Origin of the sequence: Cobetia amphilecti (assembly GCF_032923285.1) — a bacterium.
In the GTDB taxonomy this organism is placed as follows: domain Bacteria; phylum Pseudomonadota; class Gammaproteobacteria; order Pseudomonadales; family Halomonadaceae; genus Cobetia; species Cobetia amphilecti.
In genome coordinates, this window is sequence record NZ_CP136695.1 from 486,892 (window position 1) to 510,412 (window position 23,521).

Genomic DNA, 23,521 nt, shown 5'->3' on the forward strand with positions numbered 1-23,521 from the left:
GGCATCACCCGCCGGAGATGAATAAGGGGGCTCAGGCGTCGCTGCCGGAAGTCTCGGCAGCGGCGGTGCTCTCTGTCTCGGAGGCGTCAGCTGCCGGCGCGGGAGCTTCGGCACGCTGACCACCGGCATCGGCGTCCGCCGGCAGATAGAGCGGGCCTTTCTGGCCGCAGCCGGCCAGCAGGCCAGCACCCAGCAGCAGCGCCGCGAGGGTGCGAAGGGTATGACGGGCGGACTGGCTCATCAGATGACGCATCGGGCGGCCTCCTGGCAGCAAGCGATAGAGCGATGCGGGCCCGGTTGCCATGGGTGGCGACCAGGCCCGAAAGAGGATGATCAGGCGCGCGAGGCCAGGGCGTCACGCGCACGCTGCACGGCAGCGCGGACCTGGTTCGGCGCGGTGCCACCGATGTGATTGCGCGCCGCGACGGAGCCTTCCAGCGTCAGCACGTCGAAGACGTCCTGCTCGATGGTGTCGGAGAACTGCTGGAGCTCTGCCAGGGTCATCTCGGACAGGTCGCGCTGCTGCTCGATGCCGAAGGCGACGGACTTGCCGACGATCTCGTGGGCATCACGGAAGGCGACGCCCTTGCGCACCAGGTAGTCCGCCAGATCGGTCGCGGTGGCGAAGCCCTTGCTGGCCGAGGCGTACATGTTGTCGGACTTGGCGCGGATCGCCGGAATCATGTCGGCGAAGGCACGCAGGCTGCCGCGCACGGTATCGATGGTATCGAACAGCGGCTCCTTGTCTTCCTGATTGTCCTTGTTGTACGCCAGCGGCTGGGACTTCATCAGGGTCAGCAGGCTCATCAGGTGGCCATAGACACGGCCGGTCTTGCCGCGTACCAGCTCCGGTACGTCCGGGTTCTTCTTCTGCGGCATGATGGAGGAGCCGGTGCAGAAGCGGTCCGGCAGGTCGATGAAGTCGAACTGGGCGCTGGTCCACAGCACCAGCTCTTCGCTCATGCGTGACAGGTGCATCATCAGCAGGCTGGCGAAGCTGGTGAATTCGATGGCGAAGTCACGATCGCTGACCGAATCGAGGCTGTTCTCGGTCGGACGGTCGAAGCCGAGCAGCTCGCTGGTGACGTGACGGTCGATGGGGAAGGTGGTGCCGGCAAGCGCCGCGGCGCCCAGCGGCAGCACGTTCATGCGCACGCGGCAGTCACGCAGGCGGTCCTGGTCGCGGGCGACCATTTCCTGCCAGGCCAGCAGGTGGTGGCCGAAGGTGACCGGCTGGGCGCTCTGCAGGTGAGTGAAGCCCGGCATGATGGTGTCGGCTTCCTGCTCGGCCAGCCCCAGCATGCCTTCGCGCAGACGCGTCAGTTCGGCGTCGATGGCGTCGATCTCGTCACGCAGGTAGAGACGGATGTCGGTGGCGACCTGGTCGTTGCGTGAACGGCCGGTATGCAGCTTCTTGCCGGTGATGCCGATCTTGGCGGTCAGGCGTGCCTCGATGTTCATGTGCACGTCTTCCAGTGCCACGGACCACTCGAATTCGCCCCGCGCGATCTCTTCACTGATTTCCTTCAGTCCCGCGATGATGACGTCGCGTTCTTCTTCGCTCAGCACGCCGACACCGGCCAGCATGGTGGCGTGGGCGATGGAGCCCTGGATGTCGTGCTGCGCCATGCGCTGATCAAAATCGACGGAGGCGGTGAAACGTGCCACGAAGGCATCGGTCGGCTCGCTGAAGCGGCCGCCCCAGGACTGATTGGTAGATTCGCTCATCGGGATCTCGAATTGTGGTGACGTGTCCAGAGTTCGGCGTCCGGTGCACGGTCGCGCAGCCGGTATCGTTGACCTTGGAGTGTACCAGACTCCTGCGCGTGGGCGAGGGGCCGCGGCCAGTCCGGCGGATCGCAGGAAAGCGTGCCACGGATTTTCCCCCTGAGGTGACTGGCTTTATGATAAGTGTCATCAGAGGGCAGCGCTGTTCGTCAGTCATGTTTGCTCAACAACTTCGAATCAGATGGCGTGCATTGCGCGCCAGCAAGGAGAATGCCGTGCCCCGCCGTGAGATTCTGCGTATCGCGACCCGCAAGAGCCTGCTCGCCCTGTGGCAGGCCGAACACGTCAAGGCGCGACTCGAGGCCCTGCATCCTGGCTTGAGCGTCGAGCTGGTGCCGATGTCGACGCGTGGTGACAAGATTCTCGATACCCCGCTGGCCAAGATCGGCGGCAAGGGGCTGTTCGTGAAGGAGCTGGAAGAGGCGATGCTCGATGGTCGCGCCGATATCGCCGTGCACTCCATGAAGGACGTGCCGATGCACTTCCCGGAGTCGCTGGGACTGGCGGTGATTCTAGAGCGTCATGCTCCGACCGACGCCTTCGTGTCCAACACCTGTGCCAACTTCGATGCCCTGCCGCAGGGCGCGCGCCTGGGCACCTCCAGCCTGCGTCGTGGTCTGCAGGCCAAGGCGGCACGCCCGGACCTGGAAGTGCTGAGCCTGCGCGGCAATGTTCAGACGCGTCTCGGCAAGCTGGATGCCGGCGAGTTCGACGCCATCATCCTGGCCACTTCCGGCCTGCAGCGCCTCGAGCTGGATGCGCGCATCACCGCCGAGATGGATGCCGAGACCTGCCTGCCAGCCTGTGGCCAGGGCGCGCTCGGCATCGAGTGCAACCTGCAGGACGAGGAGATTCTTGCGCTGCTCGAGCCGCTGGCCCATGAAGACTCCAGCCGTTGCGTGCTGGCCGAGCGCGCCATGAACACGCACCTGGAAGGTGGCTGTCAGGTGCCGATCGGCGGCTATGCCGTGCTCGAGGAAGGCGGCAGCCAGCTGTGGCTGCGCGCGCTGGTCGGCAACCCCGACGGGACGGTCATCCTGCGCGCCGAAGCGCGTGGTCCGTCCGATGCGCCGGAAGCGCTGGGCGTCGCCGTCGCCGAAGACCTGCTCTCCCAGGGTGCCGGCGAGATTCTGGCGGCGGTCTACGGCGACGCTCGTGGCTGAGGTGTCAGCGATGGCAAAGGCGTCGCGTCTTGAGGTGTTGACGACGCGGCCGGGCTCGCGCGGAGCGGTTCTCGATGCGATGCTGAGCGAGGCCGGCTGCGAGGTGGAGTGCCTCAAGCTGATGGCGCTCGAGGCCTTGCCGCTGGCACCCGCCGCGCGCCAGGCGATCATCGATGTCGATCTGTATCGCGGCGTGATCGTGATCTCGCCCCAGGCCGCCGGCTATCTGGCCGATTGGCTGGAGGAGTGGTGGCCACAGCTGCCCGAAGGCGTCAGCTTCTATGCCGTCGGCGCGGCCACGGCCGAAGTGCTGCATTCGCGGCTGGGGGTGGCGGTGCGTGTTCCGCCGCGCGCCACGCGCGGTGAGCATGCCGAGCGCGATGCGCCGGTCGGCACCACCAGCGAAGCCTTGCTGTCGCTGCCGTCGCTCAGGGCGCTTGCGGGTCAGCGCTGGTTGCTGGTGGCCGGTGAAGGCGGGCGTCCGCTGCTGGAAGAGACGCTGGTGGCACGGGGCGCTCAGGTCACGCGTCTGGCACTTTATCGACGCCTTCCGTTGGCTTTGTCGCCGCAACAGGCTGGCCGTCTGGCGGCGGGCGCGTATGATGCAATGGTGGTGACCAGCAATGAACTGCTCGAGACGGTGATGGCATCGGTGACGCCGCAGGCCTTGCACCAACCGCTAATCGTGTCGAGCCACCGTTTGGCTACACTGGCACACGCTCATGGTTTCGAGCGCGTGACGGTCGCCGAGGACGCTTCACCCGGGGCCCTGACGCAGGCAGTACTTCGCGCCTGCGCCCCCATCAGCAAGACTCGCCATGCAGTGACCGGCGCCACTGCGCCTGGTCCGCGTGAGGCCATCGATTCCCAAGAATCCGGAAAAGGGCAAGCGTAGATGAGCAACCGAGAACACGATCAGGAAGATAACGGCTCTGCCGGCATGACGCCCGGCAAGTCGGGCGACAAGGATGCTGCCGCTCGCGCATCAGATGCTTCTTCCGCTTCCGGCGTTTCCGCCGATGACACTGCCTCTGGCCGCCCTGGCGCCGAGGCCTCCCGTTCGTCCTCTTCCTCGTCATCCGACACGGCTGATGCCCCGCGCGAGCGCCGCTCGCGAGGTGGGCGCAATCGTCGTGGGCGTGGCAAGGGGCAGGGCAGCTCCTCCTCTTCAACCTCATCCTCCACTGCCAGTGAGTCCACGCCCGTGAGCCAGACTTCAGACGACAACGCATCGACGCCTTCCGGCGCAAAATCGCCGCTTCCGGAGCGTAGCGAACCCGCCAAGGAGGCGTCTGCCGCCAAGCCGAGTGCTGGCAAGGCCTCTTCCAGCAAGGCGACTCCCGGCAAGCCCTCCACGCCGGCTGGCAAGACGGCCAGCGCGGGTGGTGCAGGCCTGGGTGGCACGACGGCACCCGGTACGCCGCCGCCCGGCGAGCCGCAGGGCAAGAAGAGCAAGGCCGGCAGCATCGCGCTGATTCTCGTCATCTTGCTGGCCATCGTGGTCGCGGTGCTGGCGTGGTTCGGCTGGCAGCGTCTGAATGCGCTGCCGGATGCCCAGGGCCTCGACAAGCAGGTCAGCGAGAGCGTGACCCAGCAGGTCGGCCAGGTCTCCAGCAAGGTCGATGGCCTGTCGAGCACGCTCGAGAAGAATGAATCCCGCGTCAGCGAGCTCGACAAGCGACTGTCCAGTGAGAGCCAGGACACCGAGCAGGCCCTCAACAAGGTGCTCGAGGAGCTCAGCAAGTCCCAGCAGACCGACGCGCGTGACTGGCACTACGCGGAAGCCGAGTACCTGCTGCGCCTCGCCAACCAGCGTCTGCAGCTGGAGCGTGACGTGAACGGTGCCGATGCGCTGCTCGAGAACGCCGATGCGCGCATCGCGGCAGCCAACAACCCGGCGCTGCTGCCGGTGCGCAAGGCCATCCAGTCCGAACTGGCCAGCCTGGACAGCGTGCCGCGCGTCGACCGCAGCGGTATCTATCTGGCGCTGCTCGCCGAGCAGGAACAGCTGGCGCGTCTGCCGCTCAAGCAGGACGTGGCCGAGATCGCCGCCAAGGTCGAGAACGACGCAGCGCCGACAGGCGGTTGGCAGCAGCAGCTGGCCCGCTTCGGCAACGAGCTGAAGGACCTGGTCACCGTGCGTCGTCATGACGAGGCTCTGGAAGCCCTGATCACGCCGGAGCAGGAATCCTACCTGCGTCAGAACGTGCGTCTGGTGCTGGAGCAGGCGCAGCTGGCGCTGCTCAAGGAAGAGCCGAAGCTCTACCAGGCCGCCATCGACAAGGCCATCACGCTGGTCAATGGCTACTACGACACCAAGACCGATGGCGTGCAGAATGCCGTCGCCAAGCTGGAAGAGCTCAAGAGCAAGACCATCCGTCCGGAGCTGCCTGACATCTCCGCCTCTCTGAGCAAGCTGCGTGAGCTGATCGAGCGTCGCGCCCAGCAAGGGGGGGGCAACGCATGAGAGTCCTGATACTGCTGATCATCATCGGGCTGGCCATCGGTGCCCTGTTCGGGCAACTGATGCAGGCCTTCCCGGGCTACTGGCTGATTCGCGTCGGCGATACCTCGGTCCAGACCTCCTTCTGGTTCGGCTTGATCCTGCTGTTCGCGGGCTTCGTGGTGCTGCACTTCGGTCTGCGCCTGCTGTCGCGCTTCGCGCATCCGTTCTCCCGCCTCAAGGTGTGGAACAGCCGTACCCGCCACCGCAATGCCACGCGCAAGACCGTACGGGGTCTGGTGGCGCTGGCCGAAGGCCGCTGGAAGCGGGCCGAGAAGTCGCTGACCCACTCGGCGGAAGATTCCAGCACGCCGCTGGTCAACTACCTGTCCGCCGCCCTGGCCGCGCACTATCAGGGACGTTTCGAGCAGGCGGATACGCTGCTCAAGCGGGCGCACGAGTCCACCCAGGGCTCCGAGAGTGCCGTGGGTCTGGTGCAGGCGCAGCTGATGCTGGACCGCCAGCAGCACGAACAGGCACTGGCGACCCTGACGCGTCTCGACAAGCAGCTGGGCGAGCACCCGCAGGTGCTCAAGCTGCTCAAGCAGGCCTATCTGGCGGTCAATGACTGGGATGGTCTGCGTCGTCTGATGCCGCGTCTCGACAAGCAGGACCTCATCTCCCCCGAGGAGAAGAAGGAGCTGGAACAGCGTGCCTATGTGGCGCTGATCCAGCAGGCCGCGCGCAATCCGGAAGACATCGAGCGCGTGCGCAACCTGTGGGCCGACATGCCGGACCACCTGCGCACCGACGTGAATCTGGTCGCGCTCTACGCCGAGGCGCTGATCGCCGGTGGTCAGGAAGGTCTGGCCGAGCGTCTGCTGCGTCACTCCCTCAAGGAGTGCTGGGATTCGCGTCTGGTGCTGCGTTACGGCCTGCTGGACGTGGATGCACCGCGTCAGCTGGTGTATGCCGAGAAGTGGCTGCAGGAGCGTCCGAATGATCCGGACCTGCTGCTGTCGCTGGGCCGTCTGGCACTGCGCAACGCCAGCTGGGGCAAGGCTCAGGAGTACTTCGAGGCTAGCCAGCGCCAGCGTCCGAGCGGTACGGTGTGTGCTGAACTCGCGCGTCTGTTCGCCAACCTGGGCGAGCACAACAAGAGTCAGCTCTACTACCGTCAGAGCGTCGAGCTGCTGGATCGCTCACTGCCGGCCCTGCCGCAGCCGAGCAAGGACAACGCCTGAGGAGCGGCCGCCGAGTGTCAGTCAACCGTCTAGTGCCAGCCGTCTAGTGCCAACCAGGGCATGCCAGGCGTCATGAGGGCTGGCGGACAAGACACTCGGCGGCTTGCACGATGTTTCCTTGTTTGATGAAAGGTATTGCCCAATTGCACCGGTCGCGCTGTCGGCCGGTGATGCAGGTTTCTCTCCGGGGTATCCACGTTCACACGCTGTGTGACGGGATGCCCTTCTTTTTGCCCGCATGACGGGCGCTGTGGGCATTCTCGCCCAGACTTTCGCCCTGTCAGCACGCCGCCGTGAGATGTCGGCGGGTGCATGCTGGCGTGGGCATGGCCGGTGCCGGATTTCTCGTTGCTGATCCGGCAACGATGCGTCCGGGCCTGCACGGCCGGAGCGTGAGCGTGTGGCGCTGGCTGGAAGCGATTCCTCCGTGCGATGATTCTGCGTGTCGGATGCGCCCATGCACGTGGCGCATCTTCGGGCCGAGTCCGGTCCGTTTCCCCAAGCGATGATGGAGTCTGCATGTTGCATAAGTCCCTGGCCCTGATGGGCGCCTCTGTACTGGCCGTGTCACTGGCCGGTTGTGCCGCTACCGGTAACAGCTCTTCCAGCAACGCCGCCAGCTCCTCCAGCTCGTCCAGCTCCATGATGAGCCTCGCCAGCAGCATGCTGAGCAGCCAGACAGGCCAGTCCCTGCCGGCGGCCGACCTGATGTCCAGCCTGACTTCCCAGCTGGGTGTGTCCTCCACTCAGGCGCTGGGTGGCTCCGCTGCCATGCTGGCCCTGGCCCAGTCCCAGCTTGGCACCAGCGCGACCTCCGAGCTGTCCACCGACGTGCCGCAGCTGTCCAGCCTGACCAGCAGCAGCTCGCTGTCCACGCTCTCCAGCCTGGCGAGCCTGAGCGGCAACGACAATGCCACGGCATTGGCCAGCACCGTCGGCAATGTCGATGACAGCGCGTCTCTGGACAGCGCCTTCTCCGCGCTGGGCATGGACAGCAGCATGGTCTCCCAGTTCGCGCCGGTGCTGCTCAGCTACATGGGCGGCGAAGGCGTCAGCTCGACGCTGCTGAGCTCGCTGTCCAGCATGTGGGGCACCGGCTCCTGAGCCAGCCTCGTGCATGAGGTGTGAGGCAGTGTTTTATGCCCGCACATGAAAACGCCCCCGAGCCACTGGCTCGGGGGCGTTTTCGTTTCAGGACGGCTGCCTGCGCAGGCAGCCGTGTCGGGATGCCGTGTCGGGATAGTGCAGGCGCTTGATCAGTCGCCGTCGGCATCCGGTTGGGTGGTCTGACGGATGCGCTGTTCCTCGGCATCCACGACTTCGCCGTCTTCGGTGGCATGACGCGTCAGCGGATTCTCCTCGCGACGCTTGGCGACCTTGGCGGCTGCCTCGCGCTGCTCGGGAGTCTTCGGCTGACCGGCGGCCGAACCATCGATCACGAACGGCGCCTGCATGGTGCGCACGTTGGCCGGCGGCGCGCCACCGTCCTTGTCCTGACCGAAGTACATGGTCATGTGCGGGAACGGGATCTCGATGCCTGCGGCGTCGAAGTGCTGCTTCACGAGCTTGTTGTACTCGCGGCCGATGGCCCACTGGTTGCCCGGGCTGGTCTTGATCATCACGCGGATGTTGACCGAGCTGTCGGCCAGGGCCGAGACGCCGGCGATGGTGACCGGTTCGAGAATCTCCGGACCATAGCTGCCTGCCTCGAGCTCATCGAAGGCCGCACGCAGGTGCACGATGGCGTGGTCGACATTCTCGCGATAGGAGATGCCGTATTCGCCGACATGGTAGGCGAAGTCACGCATGTAATTGGAGACGGTATCCACCGACGAGAACGGCACGATATGGAAGGTGCCGGACAGGTCGCGGATGCCCACCGAGCGGATGGTCAGGCGTTCCGCAGTACCGGTCACGCCACCGGCAGAGACCACATCGCCGGTGTTGATGGCGTTCTCCAGCTGGATGAACACCCCGGTGATGATGTCCTGCACCATCTTCTGGGCGCCGAAGCCGATCGCCAGACCCAGTACCCCGGCACCGGCCAGCAGCGGCGCGATGTCGATGCCGATCTCGGACAGCACGATCATCGCGGTGAAGACGATCATCGCGATGGCGATGGCATTGCGGAACAGCGCCAGCAGGGTTTCTACCCGCGAGGACGGCTTGCCCTTGCCGGTGTCCGGATTGAGCTTGTGCTCGATCAGGCTGGCGATACCGACCCAGACCGCAATGGCGAAGGCGAGAATGAACAGCACATGGAAGATGCGCGACAGCAGCAGGGCACCGGCATCGGTTGCCAGCCACTCGCCGAGCGCCACGATGTGCCAGGCATTCAGCACCATGCCGACCACCACGATCAGGATGATGGCGCGCATGATGCGCAGCGCGGTGGGGATGTAGGAGTTGAGGCGCTTCTCGAGCAGCGGCAGCTGGCCGCGCAGCTTGTCGGAGATCTGGATGCGCTTGCCGATCAGCTGCGTCACCACGCGCGACAGCAGGGCACCGCCGCCGATGGCGAGCAGCGTCTTGAGCGTCGCCCCCATCATGAACGGCAGCGCCTCTTCAGGCGTCGTCTGCGAGATGATGAACAGGGTGGCGAAGTAGGCCAGCGCGATCAGATGCCAGGTGCGCGCCAGAATGCGCAGACACACGGCGATGATCGCGTTGTTCGCCTCGCGGGCTTGAGTGAGCAGGCGGTCACGCAGAATGATGCGATTGCGCGAGATCACCACGATGGCCCAGACGAGGGTGATGGCCATGATCAGCAGGTTGACGAAGCTGCCGACGGCCGGCGCCAGGTTGTTGTTGATCATCGGCACCACGACCAGGATGCCGTAGCCGATGAAGCCGGCCAGCATGGCCAGGGAGCGGTTCCAGTAACGCGCCACCTCATCCGGCATCGGCAGCAGACGCAGCCCCTTGTAGCCGGAGGAGAACAGCATGCGCATCAGGGCCTTGAACAGCTCGATGACCAGATAGGCGTTCAGGAACATCGACTCGCGCTGACCGATCACGCCCTGTTCGCCATAGGCGAAGATGGCGAGCAGATAGCCGCCGAGGAAGGCGAGACCGATGACCGCGATGTCCACCACCGCCGCGACCAGTACCGCCAGCAGGGTGCGCAGCAGCGGGCTGCGGTGCTGGCCATCCAGTGACCACTGGCTGACGCGCGAGAACAGCGGCTTGGCGAGTCTGCGCAGCACGAGGAACAGCGCGATGGTCGAGATGACGACCAGCCCGAGGCTCACGGCCTCGCTGGTGAAGCGACTCCAGTCGATCTCGTCGGCGTCCTCGTTGGCCAGACCATCGAGGGTGCCCAGCATGCGGTCCAGCGTGGCGGAGAGATCCGCGACCAGGTCCTGGCTGATGGCCGCCAGCTGACGCGACAGTGACGGCGAGTCCTCGCTCAGGGTGACGTCTTCCCCCGCCACCTCGACGGCTTGTTCACTCGCCTTGCTGTCCAGCTGTCGCAGGCCTTCGATCAGGGCCTCGCGCTGACTGGGGTCTTCCAGCAGCGTGGCCAGGCTCTCATAGGAGGATGTCGCGCCATCGCCGCTGCCGTCCTCGGCCGGGGCGGCATGGGACAGGCTGCTGAACCCGAGGCTCAACACCATCAACAGCATCATCAGGGCGGACATCAGCCAGGCAGGTCGCCATGAGTCCGGTTGGCGCGAGGCAGCAAGGGCGGGAGGGGAGTGCGGGGGTGTCGGAATCGCCACAGATGGCTTCTCCATGTCGGTGAGTGTGTGAGGCGTCGGGGTAGAGAGTGAGAGCAGGCTCCGCAGGTGCATCAGAGGCTCGCAAGCGTCCCATCAATAACGCGAGGATCTGTCAGGTAGATGTTGAAGGGGCGTCACGCGCGTCCTGCGCGCACGCCGAGCGAGAGTCCATCCTTCAGTTATCGGGGCACTTGGGGCTATCCCAACCCCTGCGGGGACTCCGCCAGAGACATTCTTGCGCACAGCCTGCGGCAGGCGCCGCCAACCTTCAAGGTCTTCAGGCGCTGCTCGGGGGAGAGACGTGACCTGCTGCCACGCAGGATGTTGCAATGTCGCGTTGCATGAACTGGTGTGGTGAGTTACAAGATGAGCCGGTATTGTTGCGATTGATTATTATTCGTTGTTCAGGTGTGATAGTCATGCGCACAGGGGCCGCCTTGCGGTATCGTCCTGCGCAGGATCACGCCTGCCTTCGCTTGAGTGCGAGATCATTTCCTTCATTTCGGAGTACTGCATGACCGTCTCGTCGACTGCTTTTACTGCTCGTGGCATGACCCGGCCTGCATGGTTCAAACAGGGCCTGATGGCGACCTTGGCGGTAGCGCTGATGGGGGCTTCCCTGTCTGCCGAGGCACGCAGTGTCGAGACGGCCTACGGTGAGCTGGATATCGAGGGTACGCCGCAGCGTGTCGTCACCCTGTACGAAGGCGCGCTGGATGTGGCCGTCGCCAGTCAGGTGACGCCGCTGGGCACCGTGACCACGCGTGGCGGTGATGGCGTGGCGAGCTATATCCAGTCGCAGGTGCCGGACATCAAGATCATCGGCACGCCGCGTGAGTTCAATCTCGAGGCGATCGTCGCGCTCAAGCCGGACCTGATCCTGGCGCCGCCGGGCCTCGACAAGACCCAGTACCAGCTGATGTCGCGTCTGGCGCCGACCGTCGTGCCGAGCGCTTCGGCGCTGAGCCAGCAGGGCTGGAAGGAGCAGAGTCGTGTCTATGCCGAGGCGCTGGGCGAGACGGCCGAAGCGGAACTCGAGACACGTCTGGCCGCCATCGACGCGCACGCCGCGCGTCTGAAGGCAGAGATGACCACCCCGGAAACCGCCAGCCTGGTGCGTCGCATGCCGGGTGGTCTGATGGCGATGTCCGACCAGCTGTTCGCGACCGGCCTGATGGCGGCCAGCGGCTATGAGCTGGTCGGCGGTGATCTGGTCAAGCCGGGTCGCCCGCATTCCGATCCGCTCAGCGACGAGAACATGGCACGCATCGATGCGCAGACCATCTTCCTTGCCACCATGGACGACTCCTCTGATGCCGCGGTTGACGCCTTGGCGGCAGAACCGGCCTTCCAGCGTCTCGAGACAGCGGACCGCGACAGCCTGGTCGGCGTGAATGGCCAGCTGTGGACCAGCGCCAGCGGACCGTTGGCCGCGGAAGCACTGCTGAAGGATATCGACCGGGCGCGCGATGATGGCTAGTCGCAGTCATGTCGGTGCACCACGTTTGACCCCTGCGCAGGCAGGGGACCTCCCGCAACCGCGACGCGGGAGGTGGTATGCAGGCTGAAGAGACCTCTCCACAGGTCCGCAGGCCACGCGCACATGCCGCCCGGATGACCCACAAGGTCTCCGGGCGTCTTGCGTTGCGTCAGGTGATGCCGCTGGCCTGCCTGAGCGCCCTGCTGACCTGTCTGGCCAGCCTGCTGTGGGGGGCTGGCGATGTCGGCCCCTGGCAGGCGCTGCAGGTGCTGGCCGGACAGGGCAGTGATCAGGCGCGCTTCGTGGTGCTCGAGCTGCGCGCGCCGCGTACCCTGATCGGCATGGTGGTCGGCATGATGCTCGCCTGTGGCGGTGCCCTGATGCAGGTGGTGGCACGCAACCCGCTGGCGGAGCCGGGCTTGCTGGGCGTGAGTGCCGGGGCCTCCTTTGCCGTGGCCGTGGCCTTGTTGCTGGGGATGGAAGCGACCGGCATGCATGTGATGGTGGCGCAGAGCGGTGCGCTGCTGGGCTGCCTGTTCGTGATGAGCACCGTGCGGATGAGCGGCGCACGTCAGGACCCGGTGCGTCTGGTGCTGGCCGGCGCGGCGCTGTCGAGCCTGCTGGTGGCGTTGACGTCTCTGGCCTTGCTGATCGATCAACGTGCGGCCGACGAGATCCGCTTCTGGGTGATCGGCAGTCTGGCCGGGCGCTCGCTGGAGGCGCTTTACAGCAGCCTGCCCAGTATCCTGCTCGCGGTGCTGCTGACGCTGTGGCTGGCGCGGCCGCTCTCCGCGATGGTGCTGGGTGAGCAGGTCGCCAGTGGCCTGGGCCATCATCCCAAGCGCGTACGCAAGGTCGCGATCCTGGTGGTGGCGCTGCTGGTCGGTGCCGCGACGGCACTGGCAGGACCGGTGGCCTTCGTCGGCCTCGCCGTGCCCTATGTGGCGCGTGCGCTGTGCGGCGCCGATGTGCGGCGCACGCTGTGGCTGTGCCTGCCGCTGGGCGTGACCATGCTGCTGAGCGCCGATGTGGTGTCGCGGCTGGTCGTGCCGCCCTCGGAGCTGCCGCTGGGGGTGCTGACGACCCTGATGGGCGCGCCCGTGCTGATTGCCGTGGTGCGTGCCCGCCGTCTGCCCACCCTGTAGCGACTGGTGCCTCTGGCGCTTGCGGCGTGAACGATGATGGAGGCCAGGCTGGCGCGCGTGCCGGCGCCATCGCCTCCTTGCTTGAATCGACCGGCCCTGTCAGGCGTTGTCCTGACAGGGCCTTGTTTGGAATCGATGATGTCTAGACCTTCACCGCTTGATCCCCTTCGCTCGGCCCCCACAGGCACGCTCTGGTGGCGACATGGCAAGCTGTCCCTGCTGCTGTTGCGTGCGCCATTGCTGGCGGCCGGAATACTGCTGCTGGCGCTGCTGATGGCCAGTGTCGCCTCGCTGATGCTGGGCAGTGCCGGCCTCGGGCCGTGGGATGCCTTCAAGGCGGCCTTCGGGCACGGCGAGTTCGCCACCGTCTTCGTGGTGCAGGAACTGCGCCTGCCGCGCCTGCTGGCCGGTATTGCCACAGGCGCTGCCTTCTCGCTGGCGGGCTGTCTGATGCAGACCCTGGCCGGCAATCGCCTGGCGACGCCGGGCATCATCGGCATCGACAATGGCGCGACCGCCTTCGCGGTGGCCTCCGTGGTCGGGATGGGCATCTCGCTGGCGCCGCCGGTGATGGCGTTGAGTGGTGCCGTGATCGCCACTGCGCTGGCCTTCGGGCTCTCCGGCGGCATCGGCACGCGCGGTTATCGCTTCCTGGTCGCCGGTATCGGGGTCGGGGCGCTGTTCGGTGCCGGGACGCAGCTGATGCTGGCAAGAGTCTCCATCGATGCCGCCAACAGTGCCTATCCGTGGACGGTCGGCAGCCTCAATGCGCGTGATGCCGATTCGCTCACCTGGCTGGGGCTGGCCCTGCTGATCGGCGTGCCGATCGCGCTCTGGCTGGGACGCGGGCTGAATACGCTGCGCTTCACCGACCGCGTGGCGACCGGGCTGGGGCAGCCGGTGTCGCGTGTACGCCTGATCACGCTGTGGCTGTCGGTCGTGCTGACGGCGGCGGCCGTCGCGGTGGCCGGGCCGGTAGGTATGGTGGCGCTGGTGGGCCCCGAGATCGCACGCTACCTGTCGCGCCACAAGGGCGTGCCGCTGTTGGCTTCGGCGCTGGCCGGTGCGCTGGTGATGGTGCTGGCCGACCTTGCCGGACGTACCCTGCTGTCGCCGCTGGAAATCCCGGTAGGTATCGTGATGGCCGTGGTCGGCAGCCCTTATCTGCTGTGGATACTGCTGCGCAGCCCGCGCTAGCCGTTGCCCCTATTTTCCTGCTGAGCGGTCCAGGGCCAGCCCTTGTCGCTCAGCGTCGCACGACATGTTTCAGCGGCTGATGATGTTCCAGCGGCCGATGATGTTTCAGGAGAGTGCGCCATGAGCGCTGAGACGATGCTTGATCCGCGAGCGATGAATTCCCCGGCCGATCGCCACGCCGCGGCTACCACCGACACCCTGCGAGCGAACGAGCTGTCGCTGGGCTACGGCGCGCGCCAGCGCCATGTCACCGTGATCGATTCGCTGACCCTGGGGCTGCCCGACGGCAAGGTGACGGCGATCGTCGGGCCCAACGGCTGTGGCAAGTCGACACTGCTGGCAGGGCTGGCTCGCCTGCAGTTGCCTGAGTCAGGCGCGGTGTTGCTGGAAGGCAAGGACATTCACGCCTATAAGCGGCGCGAGGTGGCCCAGCGCATCGCGCTGCTGCCTCAGGAGACGCATTCGCCCGAGGGGGTGACGGTGCATGAGCTGGTGCGTTTCGGTCGTCAGCCCTATCAGGGCGCTCTGAGTCAGTGGTCTGAGGAGGATCAGCGGCTGGTGGCCGAGGCGATGGCCGCCGCCGATATCGAGAGCCTGGCGGACCGTGAGCTGGCCTCGATGTCCGGTGGGCAGCGCCAGCGTGCCTGGATCGCCATGGCGCTGGCACAGCAGACGCCCTTGCTGCTGCTGGATGAGCCGACCTCGGCGCTGGATCTCGGTCACCAGATCGAGGTCTTCGAGCTGATCCAGCGTCTGGCCCATGAAGAGGGCAAGACCATCGTGATGGTGGTGCATGATCTGGCCAGCGCCTGCCGCTATGCCGACCACATCGTGGCCATGCACGCAGGTCGCGTGATCGCCGAGGGTGCGCCCGCCGAGGTGGTGACGCCGGAGCTGGTGCGCAAGCTCTATGGGGTCGAGTGCCGCCTGATCCCCGATCCCGACACCGGCACGCCGCTGCTGATCGGTGTACGCCGCACCAGCGAGCGCCTGAGCGGCAGCGCGACCTGAACCCGAGGCTGTGGCCATGATGGGCGCTGTGGCGCCTGCGTGGCCGCTGCCGGGCCTTGCGCAGGCCTGAAGGAGGGGCTTGGGAGGGCCTGAGAGGGAGACTTGAACGGCGGCTTGATAGGGCGACTTGAGGGGCGGTCTGCCTCTGTCAGAAAAGACCAGCCAGAACTGATCGCCCACAAACAGAAAGGCCTCCCCGAAGGGAGGCCTTTCTGTCACGGATATGGTGGAGGCGACGGGAGTCGAACCCGTGTCCGCCGGCACTCCGCCTTCGGCTCTACATGCTTAGTTTCATTATTTGATTTAACACGACTGCCGCCAATGAACAGGCTACAGCAATGCGATTCTCTGAGTTTTAATCTCGACCTTAGAGACGTCGGCCAAGACGATCCTGTTTATACGGGCTCGTTCTCAATCCACCTTGAACAGGCGCAACGGTATCATGAGCAGCTTATGCAGCTAGAGCGTAGTTGTCGTCGTTTGCGACTATATATTTGCAACGTTTTATTTACGAGATACGTTACGATCTCGGCATGCACCTCAGGGTTTGCCACCAGCGTCGAATGCCAGAACGCCCCCATAACAGTGTTACCACTTTACTGCGTTGCTACGTCTTCATCATAACAGGTGGGGACTGTGCTACGCCAGTTCAAGCGTTCAGGAAAATTTCTGACCTGACAGTAGCTTGCTGGCGTGAGCTGCCTCACGCTGCCCTCAGCGGTCGCGCAGGATACGGGCCTTCTGACGGTTCCAGTCACGGTCTTTCTCGGTGGCGCGCTTGTCGTGCAGCTTCTTGCCTTCCACCAGCGCGATCTCGCACTTCACGATCGCATTCTTCCAGTACAGCTTGACCGGCACACAGGTGTGGCCCTTGTCCTGGGTGCGCGAGAAGATGCGTGCGATCTGCTTCTTGTGCAACAGCAGCTTGCGCGTGCGCTGCGGGTCCGCCACCGCGTGGGTGTTGGCGGTTTCCAGCGGGTGGATGTGGCAGCCCAGCAGCCAGGCTTCGGCATTCTTGATCACGATATAGGTATCGGTCAGCTGGCCCTTGCCTGCGCGCAGCGCCTTCACTTCCCAGCCTGCCAGTACCAGACCCGCTTCGAAGGTTTCCTCGATGTGGTACTCGTGGCGTGCCTTCTTGTTCTGGGCGATCAGATTGCCGCCCTGTTCGGGTTTCTTTTTCTTGCCCATGTTGCCTCATTTGTCGTGTGCGCCTGCCGTCATCCAGTGTGGATATGGCACATCCTTCTGGATGGGGGGAGGCGTGTTACCATTCAAGGCCAGACGGCACTTCATGCGCCGGCCCATTGTTCATGATACGCATGCTGCGTATCCAAGTCAGCGGAGAGCTAGATGCCTACGGTCAACCGGTCTGCCCTGGTGCGGCATTCGGCCCGGGCAATGTTCGATCTGGTCAATGATTTCGAGCGTTATCCCGAATTCCTGTCCGGCTGCAGCAACGCGGAATTGCTGGAACGTGATGAGGACCATCTCAAGGGCAGGCTCACCCTGTCCAAGGCAGGCATGCAGCAGAGCTTCGTCACGCGCAATGACCTGTATGCCCCCGAGCGGATTGAGCTGAACCTGGTCGATGGCCCCTTCAAGCGTCTGCAGGGGACCTGGCTGTTCACGCCGCTGGGCGAAGATGCCTGCAAGGTCTCGCTCGAGATGGACTTCGAGTTCAGCAATCGCCTGCTGGGCATGGCGTTCGGCAAGCTGTTCAGTCAGGTCGCCGCTCAGATGGTCGAGGCCTTCACGCGCCGCGCTGACCAGATCTACACCCAGCGCTGACACCTGGCCGTTGGCCAGGGTGCAACGCCGCGCAGGTGATATATCGCACAGGTGGTATATAAAGGTGGCGAGAGCAAAGGAGCAGACATGACAGACAGAATCACGGTCGAGGTGGCCTATGCGCTGCCCGACAAGCAGAAGATCGTCTCGCTGGCGGTCGCCCCCGGTACCACGGCGCGCGAGGCCGTGCGCATGGCGCGTCTGGAGCAGCACTTTCCGACGATTGCCGCCGAGGTGTTTCTCGAGGCGGACCTGGGTATCTTCGGCAAGGCGCTGCGCAAGCCCGATGAGCATGTGCTGGACGCCGGGGACCGGGTCGAGGTCTATCGCGCCTTGATCACCGACCCCAAGCTTGCGCGCAAGCGGCGCGCCGACAAGGCCGCTCGCGCCGCTCAGTAAGACGAGAGACAGGCGAGAATCAAAAACAGCGGGGCACCTTTCAAGGTGCCCCGCTGTTGTTCTGGCTTGTCACTGAGTGAAGAGGACAGTGATCAGCGCTCTTCAGGCAGGTCGGCTGCGCCTGCCTTGGGTTCAGCACGGTTAGGCTGTGCCGCGCGAGGGTCGATGTCCAGGTCCGGCACGATGACGGTTTCCTGGTCGATGTCGCCGCTCTTGTCGATGTTGGAGAGTGAATCGCCTGCGAAGGTCAACGTCACGCGCTTGTTGATGATTTCGCCATCCGCTTTCTTGAGGCGATAGACGTAGTCCCAGCTATCCTCACTGAAGGGGGCGGTCAGCAGCGGTGAGCCCATCACGTAGATGACCTGTTCGCGGCTCATGCCCGGCTTCAATTGCTCGACCATTTCCGGCTTGATCAGGTTGCCCTGAGGAAGGTCGCGCTTGTAGACGCTGAAGTAGCTGCACCCGGTGAGCAGCGACAGGGCGCTGCAAAAGGCGACTGTTTTGATCAAGTTTTGCATTTGCCCTGAAGATTCCCTATCGTTTTGCCTTGGCCGATCATACCTGATACATCAAGCGACTGCGAAGAGTACCCCAGCATGGCCGATCAGAACCATGAACTGCGCAAGGCGGGACTCAAGGTAACCCTACCGCGAGTCAAGATCCTGCAGATCCTCGAGAAATCGACGGATCGACACCTGAGTGCCGAGGACGTGTACAAGGCGTTGCTTGAGGCTGGCGAAGATGTCGGTCTGGCGACGGTTTATCGTGTGCTCACCCAGTTTGAAACAGCGGGACTGGTGATGCGTCACAACTTCGATGGCGGTCACGCCGTCTTCGAACTGTCCCAGGAAGAACACCATGACCACATGGTATGTCTGGACAGCGGCGAGATCATAGAGTTCTGTGATCCCGAGATCGAGCGTCGTCAGCGCGAGATCGTCGAGGAGCACGGCTATGAGCTGGTCGAGCATGCGCTAGTGCTCTACGTGCGTCCCAAGGGCGACAAGAGCGATAGCTGACGCGGGTTGCGTCAGGGATGACGTGGCCGGAGAGCCTTCTCCGGCCAGATACACGAACGGCCGCCCTCAGGGGCGGCCGTTCGTGTATCTGGCGTTCATGTTTTCTGAGTCCAGGGCTCTGGCGTTCGTCTTGTTGAGGAGCGTCATTGGACGAATGGACGTCGCTGGCAGTGCATGAACGGCGACGGCGACTTTGACGACAGTGCTCAGTGGCGGCTGTCGGCAGCGCCCAGCATCTCGCGGGCATGGGCGAGGGTCTGCTCGGAGAGGTGAATGCCGCCCAGCATGCGTGCCAACTCGCGCACGCGGCCACTTTCATCCAGCAGCGCCATGTGCGTGCGGGTCGTGTCCTTCTCGGCCTGCTTTTCTATATGCAGGTGCTGATGCGCCTGTGCGGCAACCTGCGGCAGGTGAGTGACGGTCAGCACCTGGCCCTTGTCGCCCAGTCGACGCAGCAGCTGACCGACGATCTCGGCGGTAGCGCCGGAGATGCCGACATCGACTTCATCGAAGACCAGGCTGGGGATGGTCGAGCGACTGGCGGCCACGACCTGGATCGCCAGTGACACACGCGAGAGCTCGCCGCCGGAGGCGACCTTGGCCAGCGCACGTGGCGGCTGGCCTGGGTTGGCGCTGATGCGGAAGTGGATACGCTCCATGCCTTCGGGCTGCGGACGCTCCCGCGCCTCGATGGCGACCTCGAAGGTGGCCTTGCCCATGCCGAGGAAGGCCAGCTGGTCCTGGATGTCGCTGGCCAGTTGCGGGGCGGCAGTGGCGCGTTTGGCGCTCACCTCACTCGCCAGCCCCTTCCAGGCCTCGCGACGCTGAGCCACTTCTTCGCGCAAGGCTTCGATGGCCTCCTCATCGCCACCCAGGCCGTCGAGTTCTTCGCTCAGACGCTGATGAAGGCCATGCAGCTCGTCCGGCATCACATGATGCTTGCGCGCGATCTGGTGAATGCGGCTCAGGCGCTCATCGACGAAGGCCAGACGCTCGGGATCGAGTTCGGTGACTTCCACGAAGCGATGCAGTTCACGCGCCGCTTCTTCTATCTGGATGCGCGCTTCCTCGAGCATGCCCAGCGCACTGGCCAGTGAGCCATGCTCGTTGCCCGGCAGATGCGCCAGACGTGCCAGGGCCTGGTTGAGGCGTGACAGCGCACCTTCTTCGTCGTGATCACAGCACTCGGCGGCGGACTGCGCCTCGGCCAGAATCTGCTCGGCATTGGCCAGCGTTTCCTGCTCCTGTTCCAGGGCTTCCAGCTCCCCTTCGCACAGCGCCAGTTCATCGAGCTCCTCGACCTGATAGCGCAGCAGCTGGCGACGTGCACGCACCTCATCGCCATCATTGCTCATGCGCTTGAGGCGACGATGCGCCTCCTGCCAGTGGCGGAAGTCCTCGCGCAACTGGGCAGCCTGGGTCTCCAGGCCCGCATATTCGTCGAGCTGACGCAGATGCGTCTCTTCCTTGAGCAGGGAGTGATGGGCGTGCTGGGAGTGGATGTCGATCAGGTGCTCGCCCAGCTCGCGCAGGTCGGCGATGGTGCAGGGCGTGCCGTTGATCCAGGCCTTGGAGCGGCCGCTGGCGGTGATGACGCGGCGCAGCAGGCAGTCGTCGCTGCCCAGTTCGCGCTCATCCAGCCACTGACGGGCATCGCCAAGCTCACTGATATCGAAACGCGCGATGAGGTCGGCGCGGTCGGCGCCATGCCGCACGCTGCCGGCATCGGCGCGCTCGCCCAGACACAGGCCGAGGGCGCCGAGCAGGATGGACTTGCCGGCACCGGTCTCGCCGGTGATGGCGGTCATGCCGCGGCGGAAATCGAGTTCCAGCGTTTCGACGATGGCAAAATCTTGGATGGCGAGTTGCAGCAGCATGACTACCTCCGAGGGGGCTTTGACGTACGCCGTGCTGGGGGAACATCAGCGGACCCGGACTCGATGGGCGGGCTACGGTGTCGCCATACAGTATGTTTATACAGTGAACATGGCTTTTTATACAGCACGTTCGGGTGGCCTTCAATCCATGCTGGACTCAGTGGGGAGAAAAGCCCGCGGCAAGGCTTGAGAAGCGATGTGCTGTCCCCATATAGAGGCACTGACACTTTCAGTCGGCAGCAATGGCCTGGCCTTGCTGCCTCTCAAGGCAACTCATGGCCTGTCTGTCAGCCAGTACGCGTGATGCTTCGCGACAAGCTCAGCAGGCCACGAATCAGGGCAATGGCGCATAGACGCCGGCCCGCAGGAGATCAGCATGGCTCAGGACCCGCAGACCCCGATGGATGAAGAGCTTCAGCGTGCCGCTCGCGATGCCGAGCCGCAGCCGGAAACGCCGGAAGGTGAAGTGATCGACAACGTACTGGATGCCGACGATACCGGCGCCGAAGGCTCTCTGGTGGACAACCCGGAAGCCGAGATGCTGGCCGCCCAGGTCGAAGAGCTTGAGCAGGCCGTCAAGGAAGCCAAGGACCAGGCGCTGCGTGCGGCTGCCGATGCGCAGAACGCGCGCCGTCGTGCCGAGCAGGACGCCGAGAAGGCGCGCAAGTTCGCGCTGGAGAAGTTCGTCAAGGAAATGCTGCCGGTGGTGGATTCCCTCGAGAAGGCGCTGGAATCCATGTCGGGTGACGAAGCGGCCAAGACCCACGTCGAAGGCATCGAGATGACCTTGAAAATGCAGCTGGATGCCCTGAACAAGTCAGGCGTCGAGCAGCTGGATCCGCACGGCGAGCCCTTCGATCCGGAATACCATCAGGCTGTCGCCATGGTGCCGTCCCCGGATGCAGAGCCGAACAGCGTCATCGACGTGATGCAGAAGGGTTACACCCTCAATGGCCGCCTGGTGCGTCCGGCGATGGTGGCAGTCAGCAAGGCCTCCTGAGGCCTGCGCGCTCCCGACGCCCGATAGGCGCTGGATCGCGCCCTGTGGGGGCTCAGGGCGATCCGGCCCGGGAAAATTTGCCCGGCCGGGTCTTGAAACCCTGACACGCGACCCCATCTAGAGAAACAAGTTCAGGCACCGACACAAGGTGCCGACATCCAGACTTATCTTTCAGGCTAGCAACAGATTCGAGGTATACGATTATGGGACGCATCATCGGTATTGACTTGGGTACTACCAACTCCTGTGTGGCAGTGCTCGACGGCGAGAAAACCAAGGTCATCGAAAACGCTGAAGGCGGTCGCACCACACCGTCCATCATCGCTTACACCGACGACAACGAGATTCTGGTCGGCCAGTCGGCCAAGCGTCAGGCAGTGACCAACCCGGAGAACACTCTCTTCGCGGTCAAGCGCCTGATCGGTCGCAAGTTCAAGGATGATGTGGTTCAGAAAGACATCAAGATGGTGCCGTACAAGATTGTCGAAGCCGACAACGGCGACGCCTGGGTGCAGGTGAAAGACAAGAAGATGGCTCCGCCGCAGATCAGTGCGGAAATCCTCAAGAAGATGAAGAAGACCGCGGAAGACTACCTCGGTGAAGAAGTCACCGAAGCTGTCATCACCGTGCCGGCCTACTTCAACGATTCCCAGCGTCAGGCGACCAAGGACGCCGGCCGCATCGCGGGTCTCGACGTCAAGCGCATCATCAACGAGCCGACTGCCGCAGCCCTCGCCTACGGCATGGACAAGTCTCGTGGTGACAAGACCATCGCGGTCTACGACCTGGGCGGCGGTACCTTCGATATCTCCATCATCGAAGTCGCCGACGTCGACGGTGAGACCCAGTTCGAAGTGCTCGCCACCAACGGCGACACCTTCCTGGGTGGTGAAGATTTCGACATGCACCTGATCAACTACCTGGTTGACCAGTTCAAGGCAGACAGCGGCATCGATCTGTCCGGCGACAACCTCGCCATGCAGCGTCTGAAGGAAGCCGCCGAGAAGGCCAAGATCGAGCTGTCCAGCGCTCAGCAGACCGACGTGAACCTGCCGTACATCACGGCTGACAATACCGGTCCGAAGCACCTGAATGTCAAGGTGACCCGTTCCAAGCTCGAGTCTCTGGTCGACGACCTGGTCGCACGCTCCCTGAAGCCGTGCCAGACCGCACTGTCCGACGCCGGCCTGTCCGCCTCCGAGATCGACGACGTCATCCTGGTCGGTGGTCAGACCCGCATGCCGCTGGTGCAGTCCAAGGTGGCCGAGTTCTTCGGCAAGGAAGCCCGCAAGGACGTCAACCCGGATGAAGCGGTCGCCGTCGGCGCCGGTATCCAGGGCGGCGTGCTGGGCGGCGACGTCAAGGACGTGCTGCTGCTGGACGTGACCCCGCTGACCCTCGGTATCGAGACCATGGGTGGCGTGCTGACGCCGCTGATCGAGAAGAACACCACCATCCCGACCAAGAAGTCCCAGGTGTTCTCCACCGCAGACGACAACCAGAGCGCGGTGACCATCCACGTCCTGCAGGGTGAGCGCAAGCAGGCCGCGCAGAACAAGTCTCTGGGTCGTTTCGACCTGGCCGACATTCCGCCGGCACCGCGCGGTGTGCCGCAGATCGAAGTCGCCTTCGACCTGGATGCCAACGGTATCCTGAACGTGTCCGCCAAGGACAAGGCGACCGGCAAGGAACAGTCCATCGTCATCAAGTCTTCCGGCGGCCTGTCCGACGACGAGATCGAACAGATGGTGCGTGACGCGGAAGCCAACGCCGACGAAGACAAGAAGTTCGAGGAAATGGTCCAGCTGCGCAATCAGGCCGACGGCATGATTCACGCGACCAAGAAGACCCTGACCGAAGCCGGTGACAAGGCCGAAGCCAGCGAGAAGGAAGCCATCGAGACGGCGATCTCCGAGCTGGAAGAAGCCCTGAAAGGCGACGACAAGGATGCGATCCAGGCCAAGCTGGATGCACTGACCGAAGCGTCCGGCAACCTGGCGCAGAAGCTCTACGCCGAGCAGGGCGCCCAGGGTGAGCAGGCTGCCGAAGGTCAGGCTGGCAAGAAGCAGGACGACGACGTGGTTGACGCCGAGTACGAGGAAGTCAACGACGACAAGAAGTCCTGAGGGATTTCTTGAACGACGTCTGATGACAGCGCGGGAGCCTTGTGAAGGTGTCCCGCGTTGTCGTTTGCATCGGTGGCGCCCTGCGCTAGCCGCGAGCCACCGGTGACAACCGG

At 64.4% G+C, this 23,521-nt stretch carries 19 protein-coding genes, 1 other RNA gene and 1 pseudogene; 14 read left to right on the forward strand and 7 right to left on the reverse strand.

Features of this window, described 5'->3' with window-relative positions:
* Positions 1 to 106: 106 nt before the first annotated feature.
* A pseudogene (gene lptM, locus R1T44_RS17515) lies at positions 107 to 241 on the reverse strand (LPS translocon maturation chaperone LptM); the annotation flags it as partial.
* Positions 242 to 333: 92 nt separating this feature from the next.
* Positions 334 to 1,728 carry an argininosuccinate lyase gene (gene argH / locus R1T44_RS02175; RefSeq protein WP_043333338.1) on the reverse strand — a complete coding sequence of 465 codons (1,395 nt, stop codon included), beginning with the start codon at positions 1,726 to 1,728 and terminating at the stop codon, positions 334 to 336.
* Between the two features lie 275 nt (positions 1,729 to 2,003).
* Between argH and hemC the strand changes: the two genes are divergently transcribed.
* From hemC to R1T44_RS02200, 5 genes are all read left to right on the forward strand, one after another.
* Positions 2,004 to 2,951: a hydroxymethylbilane synthase gene (gene hemC / locus R1T44_RS02180; protein WP_043333340.1), complete on the forward strand. Its 948-nt coding sequence runs from the start codon at positions 2,004 to 2,006 to the stop codon at positions 2,949 to 2,951.
* Positions 2,952 to 2,961: 10 nt separating this feature from the next.
* A complete protein-coding gene (locus tag R1T44_RS02185) occupies positions 2,962 to 3,846 on the forward strand; it encodes a uroporphyrinogen-III synthase (RefSeq protein WP_317292491.1) in 885 nt (294 codons plus the stop codon).
* The gene (locus R1T44_RS02190; protein ID WP_225996604.1) at positions 3,847 to 5,418 is read left to right on the forward strand and encodes a uroporphyrinogen-III C-methyltransferase; all 1,572 of its coding nucleotides are present in this window, start codon (positions 3,847 to 3,849) and stop codon (positions 5,416 to 5,418) included.
* Positions 5,415 to 6,638, forward strand: coding sequence for a heme biosynthesis HemY N-terminal domain-containing protein (locus R1T44_RS02195; RefSeq protein WP_043333341.1), 1,224 nt, complete (start codon positions 5,415 to 5,417; stop codon positions 6,636 to 6,638). Before R1T44_RS02190 ends, R1T44_RS02195 begins: the two co-directional genes overlap by 4 nt.
* A 519-nt stretch (positions 6,639 to 7,157) precedes the next feature.
* Positions 7,158 to 7,742: a DUF2780 domain-containing protein gene (locus R1T44_RS02200; protein ID WP_159055812.1), complete on the forward strand. Its 585-nt coding sequence runs from the start codon at positions 7,158 to 7,160 to the stop codon at positions 7,740 to 7,742.
* A gap of 152 nt (positions 7,743 to 7,894) precedes the next feature.
* Here the strand turns inward: R1T44_RS02200 and R1T44_RS02205 are convergent, their stop codons facing one another.
* Positions 7,895 to 10,279: a mechanosensitive ion channel domain-containing protein gene (locus R1T44_RS02205; RefSeq protein WP_216061153.1), complete on the reverse strand. Its 2,385-nt coding sequence runs from the start codon at positions 10,277 to 10,279 to the stop codon at positions 7,895 to 7,897.
* Positions 10,280 to 10,874: 595 nt separating this feature from the next.
* Here R1T44_RS02205 and R1T44_RS02210 point away from each other — a divergent pair.
* From R1T44_RS02210 to R1T44_RS02225, 4 genes are all read left to right on the forward strand, one after another.
* Complete coding sequence (locus tag R1T44_RS02210) at positions 10,875 to 11,840, forward strand: ABC transporter substrate-binding protein (protein ID WP_234368067.1); 966 nt, start codon at positions 10,875 to 10,877, stop codon at positions 11,838 to 11,840.
* Between the two features lie 176 nt (positions 11,841 to 12,016).
* The gene (locus R1T44_RS02215; RefSeq protein WP_043333495.1) at positions 12,017 to 12,985 is read left to right on the forward strand and encodes a FecCD family ABC transporter permease; all 969 of its coding nucleotides are present in this window, start codon (positions 12,017 to 12,019) and stop codon (positions 12,983 to 12,985) included.
* A gap of 138 nt (positions 12,986 to 13,123) precedes the next feature.
* Complete coding sequence (locus R1T44_RS02220; RefSeq protein ID WP_082388719.1) at positions 13,124 to 14,182, forward strand: FecCD family ABC transporter permease; 1,059 nt, start codon at positions 13,124 to 13,126, stop codon at positions 14,180 to 14,182.
* A gap of 153 nt (positions 14,183 to 14,335) precedes the next feature.
* A complete protein-coding gene (locus tag R1T44_RS02225) occupies positions 14,336 to 15,193 on the forward strand; it encodes an ABC transporter ATP-binding protein (RefSeq protein ID WP_054556486.1) in 858 nt (285 codons plus the stop codon).
* A 224-nt stretch (positions 15,194 to 15,417) separates the two neighbouring features.
* Here R1T44_RS02225 and ssrA read toward each other — a convergent pair.
* Both ssrA and smpB read right to left on the reverse strand, forming a co-directional pair.
* Positions 15,418 to 15,772: a transfer-messenger RNA gene (gene ssrA / locus R1T44_RS02230) on the reverse strand.
* 135 nt (positions 15,773 to 15,907) lie between these two features.
* Positions 15,908 to 16,384 carry an SsrA-binding protein SmpB gene (gene smpB / locus R1T44_RS02235; protein WP_043333345.1) on the reverse strand — a complete coding sequence of 159 codons (477 nt, stop codon included), beginning with the start codon at positions 16,382 to 16,384 and terminating at the stop codon, positions 15,908 to 15,910.
* A 162-nt stretch (positions 16,385 to 16,546) separates the two neighbouring features.
* Here smpB and R1T44_RS02240 point away from each other — a divergent pair, with 162 nt between their 5' ends.
* Positions 16,547 to 16,984, forward strand: a complete 438-nt coding sequence (locus tag R1T44_RS02240) for a type II toxin-antitoxin system RatA family toxin (protein WP_043333347.1) — start codon at positions 16,547 to 16,549, stop codon at positions 16,982 to 16,984.
* An 87-nt stretch (positions 16,985 to 17,071) separates the two neighbouring features.
* Positions 17,072 to 17,383, forward strand: a complete 312-nt coding sequence (locus tag R1T44_RS02245) for an RnfH family protein (protein WP_043333350.1) — start codon at positions 17,072 to 17,074, stop codon at positions 17,381 to 17,383.
* 92 nt (positions 17,384 to 17,475) lie between these two features.
* Here the strand turns inward: R1T44_RS02245 and R1T44_RS02250 are convergent, their stop codons facing one another.
* Entirely contained in the window at positions 17,476 to 17,904 is a 429-nt protein-coding gene (locus tag R1T44_RS02250) for an outer membrane protein assembly factor BamE (RefSeq protein ID WP_052384519.1), read from the reverse strand.
* A gap of 78 nt (positions 17,905 to 17,982) precedes the next feature.
* On the opposite strand from R1T44_RS02250, the gene fur reads away from it, so the two are divergent.
* On the forward strand, positions 17,983 to 18,405 hold the full coding sequence (gene fur, locus R1T44_RS02255; RefSeq protein WP_043333352.1) for a ferric iron uptake transcriptional regulator: 423 nt from the start codon (positions 17,983 to 17,985) through the stop codon (positions 18,403 to 18,405).
* 206 nt (positions 18,406 to 18,611) lie between these two features.
* Here fur and recN read toward each other — a convergent pair whose 3' ends face one another.
* Positions 18,612 to 20,282, reverse strand: a complete 1,671-nt coding sequence (recN, locus tag R1T44_RS02260; protein WP_215823700.1) for a DNA repair protein RecN — start codon at positions 20,280 to 20,282, stop codon at positions 18,612 to 18,614.
* Between the two features lie 376 nt (positions 20,283 to 20,658).
* Here recN and grpE point away from each other — a divergent pair, with 376 nt between their 5' ends.
* Together grpE and dnaK are read left to right on the forward strand one after the other, a co-directional pair.
* On the forward strand, positions 20,659 to 21,282 hold the full coding sequence (gene grpE, locus R1T44_RS02265) for a nucleotide exchange factor GrpE (protein ID WP_043333357.1): 624 nt from the start codon (positions 20,659 to 20,661) through the stop codon (positions 21,280 to 21,282).
* A 203-nt stretch (positions 21,283 to 21,485) separates the two neighbouring features.
* Positions 21,486 to 23,408, forward strand: a complete 1,923-nt coding sequence (dnaK, locus tag R1T44_RS02270) for a molecular chaperone DnaK (RefSeq protein WP_248380421.1) — start codon at positions 21,486 to 21,488, stop codon at positions 23,406 to 23,408.
* Positions 23,409 to 23,521 lie beyond the last annotated feature (113 nt).

What these genes read in the sequence shown, in the direction of transcription:
- argH (WP_043333338.1), bottom strand. Translation starts at nt 1,728, where the DNA reads ATGAGCGAATCTACCAATCAGTCCTGGGGCGGCCGCTTCAGCGAGCCG.
- R1T44_RS02185 (WP_317292491.1), top strand. Translation starts at nt 2,962, where the DNA reads ATGGCAAAGGCGTCGCGTCTTGAGGTGTTGACGACGCGGCCGGGCTCG.
- R1T44_RS02190 (WP_225996604.1), top strand. Translation starts at nt 3,847, where the DNA reads ATGAGCAACCGAGAACACGATCAGGAAGATAACGGCTCTGCCGGCATG.
- R1T44_RS02195 (WP_043333341.1), top strand. Translation starts at nt 5,415, where the DNA reads ATGAGAGTCCTGATACTGCTGATCATCATCGGGCTGGCCATCGGTGCC.
- R1T44_RS02200 (WP_159055812.1), top strand. Translation starts at nt 7,158, where the DNA reads ATGTTGCATAAGTCCCTGGCCCTGATGGGCGCCTCTGTACTGGCCGTG.
- R1T44_RS02205 (WP_216061153.1), bottom strand. Translation starts at nt 10,279, where the DNA reads ATGTCCGCCCTGATGATGCTGTTGATGGTGTTGAGCCTCGGGTTCAGC.
- R1T44_RS02210 (WP_234368067.1), top strand. Translation starts at nt 10,875, where the DNA reads ATGACCGTCTCGTCGACTGCTTTTACTGCTCGTGGCATGACCCGGCCT.
- R1T44_RS02215 (WP_043333495.1), top strand. Translation starts at nt 12,017, where the DNA reads ATGCCGCTGGCCTGCCTGAGCGCCCTGCTGACCTGTCTGGCCAGCCTG.
- R1T44_RS02220 (WP_082388719.1), top strand. Translation starts at nt 13,124, where the DNA reads ATGTCTAGACCTTCACCGCTTGATCCCCTTCGCTCGGCCCCCACAGGC.
- R1T44_RS02225 (WP_054556486.1), top strand. Translation starts at nt 14,336, where the DNA reads ATGAATTCCCCGGCCGATCGCCACGCCGCGGCTACCACCGACACCCTG.
- smpB (WP_043333345.1), bottom strand. Translation starts at nt 16,384, where the DNA reads ATGGGCAAGAAAAAGAAACCCGAACAGGGCGGCAATCTGATCGCCCAG.
- R1T44_RS02240 (WP_043333347.1), top strand. Translation starts at nt 16,547, where the DNA reads ATGCCTACGGTCAACCGGTCTGCCCTGGTGCGGCATTCGGCCCGGGCA.
- R1T44_RS02245 (WP_043333350.1), top strand. Translation starts at nt 17,072, where the DNA reads ATGACAGACAGAATCACGGTCGAGGTGGCCTATGCGCTGCCCGACAAG.
- R1T44_RS02250 (WP_052384519.1), bottom strand. Translation starts at nt 17,904, where the DNA reads ATGCAAAACTTGATCAAAACAGTCGCCTTTTGCAGCGCCCTGTCGCTG.
- fur (WP_043333352.1), top strand. Translation starts at nt 17,983, where the DNA reads ATGGCCGATCAGAACCATGAACTGCGCAAGGCGGGACTCAAGGTAACC.
- recN (WP_215823700.1), bottom strand. Translation starts at nt 20,282, where the DNA reads ATGCTGCTGCAACTCGCCATCCAAGATTTTGCCATCGTCGAAACGCTG.
- grpE (WP_043333357.1), top strand. Translation starts at nt 20,659, where the DNA reads ATGGCTCAGGACCCGCAGACCCCGATGGATGAAGAGCTTCAGCGTGCC.
- dnaK (WP_248380421.1), top strand. Translation starts at nt 21,486, where the DNA reads ATGGGACGCATCATCGGTATTGACTTGGGTACTACCAACTCCTGTGTG.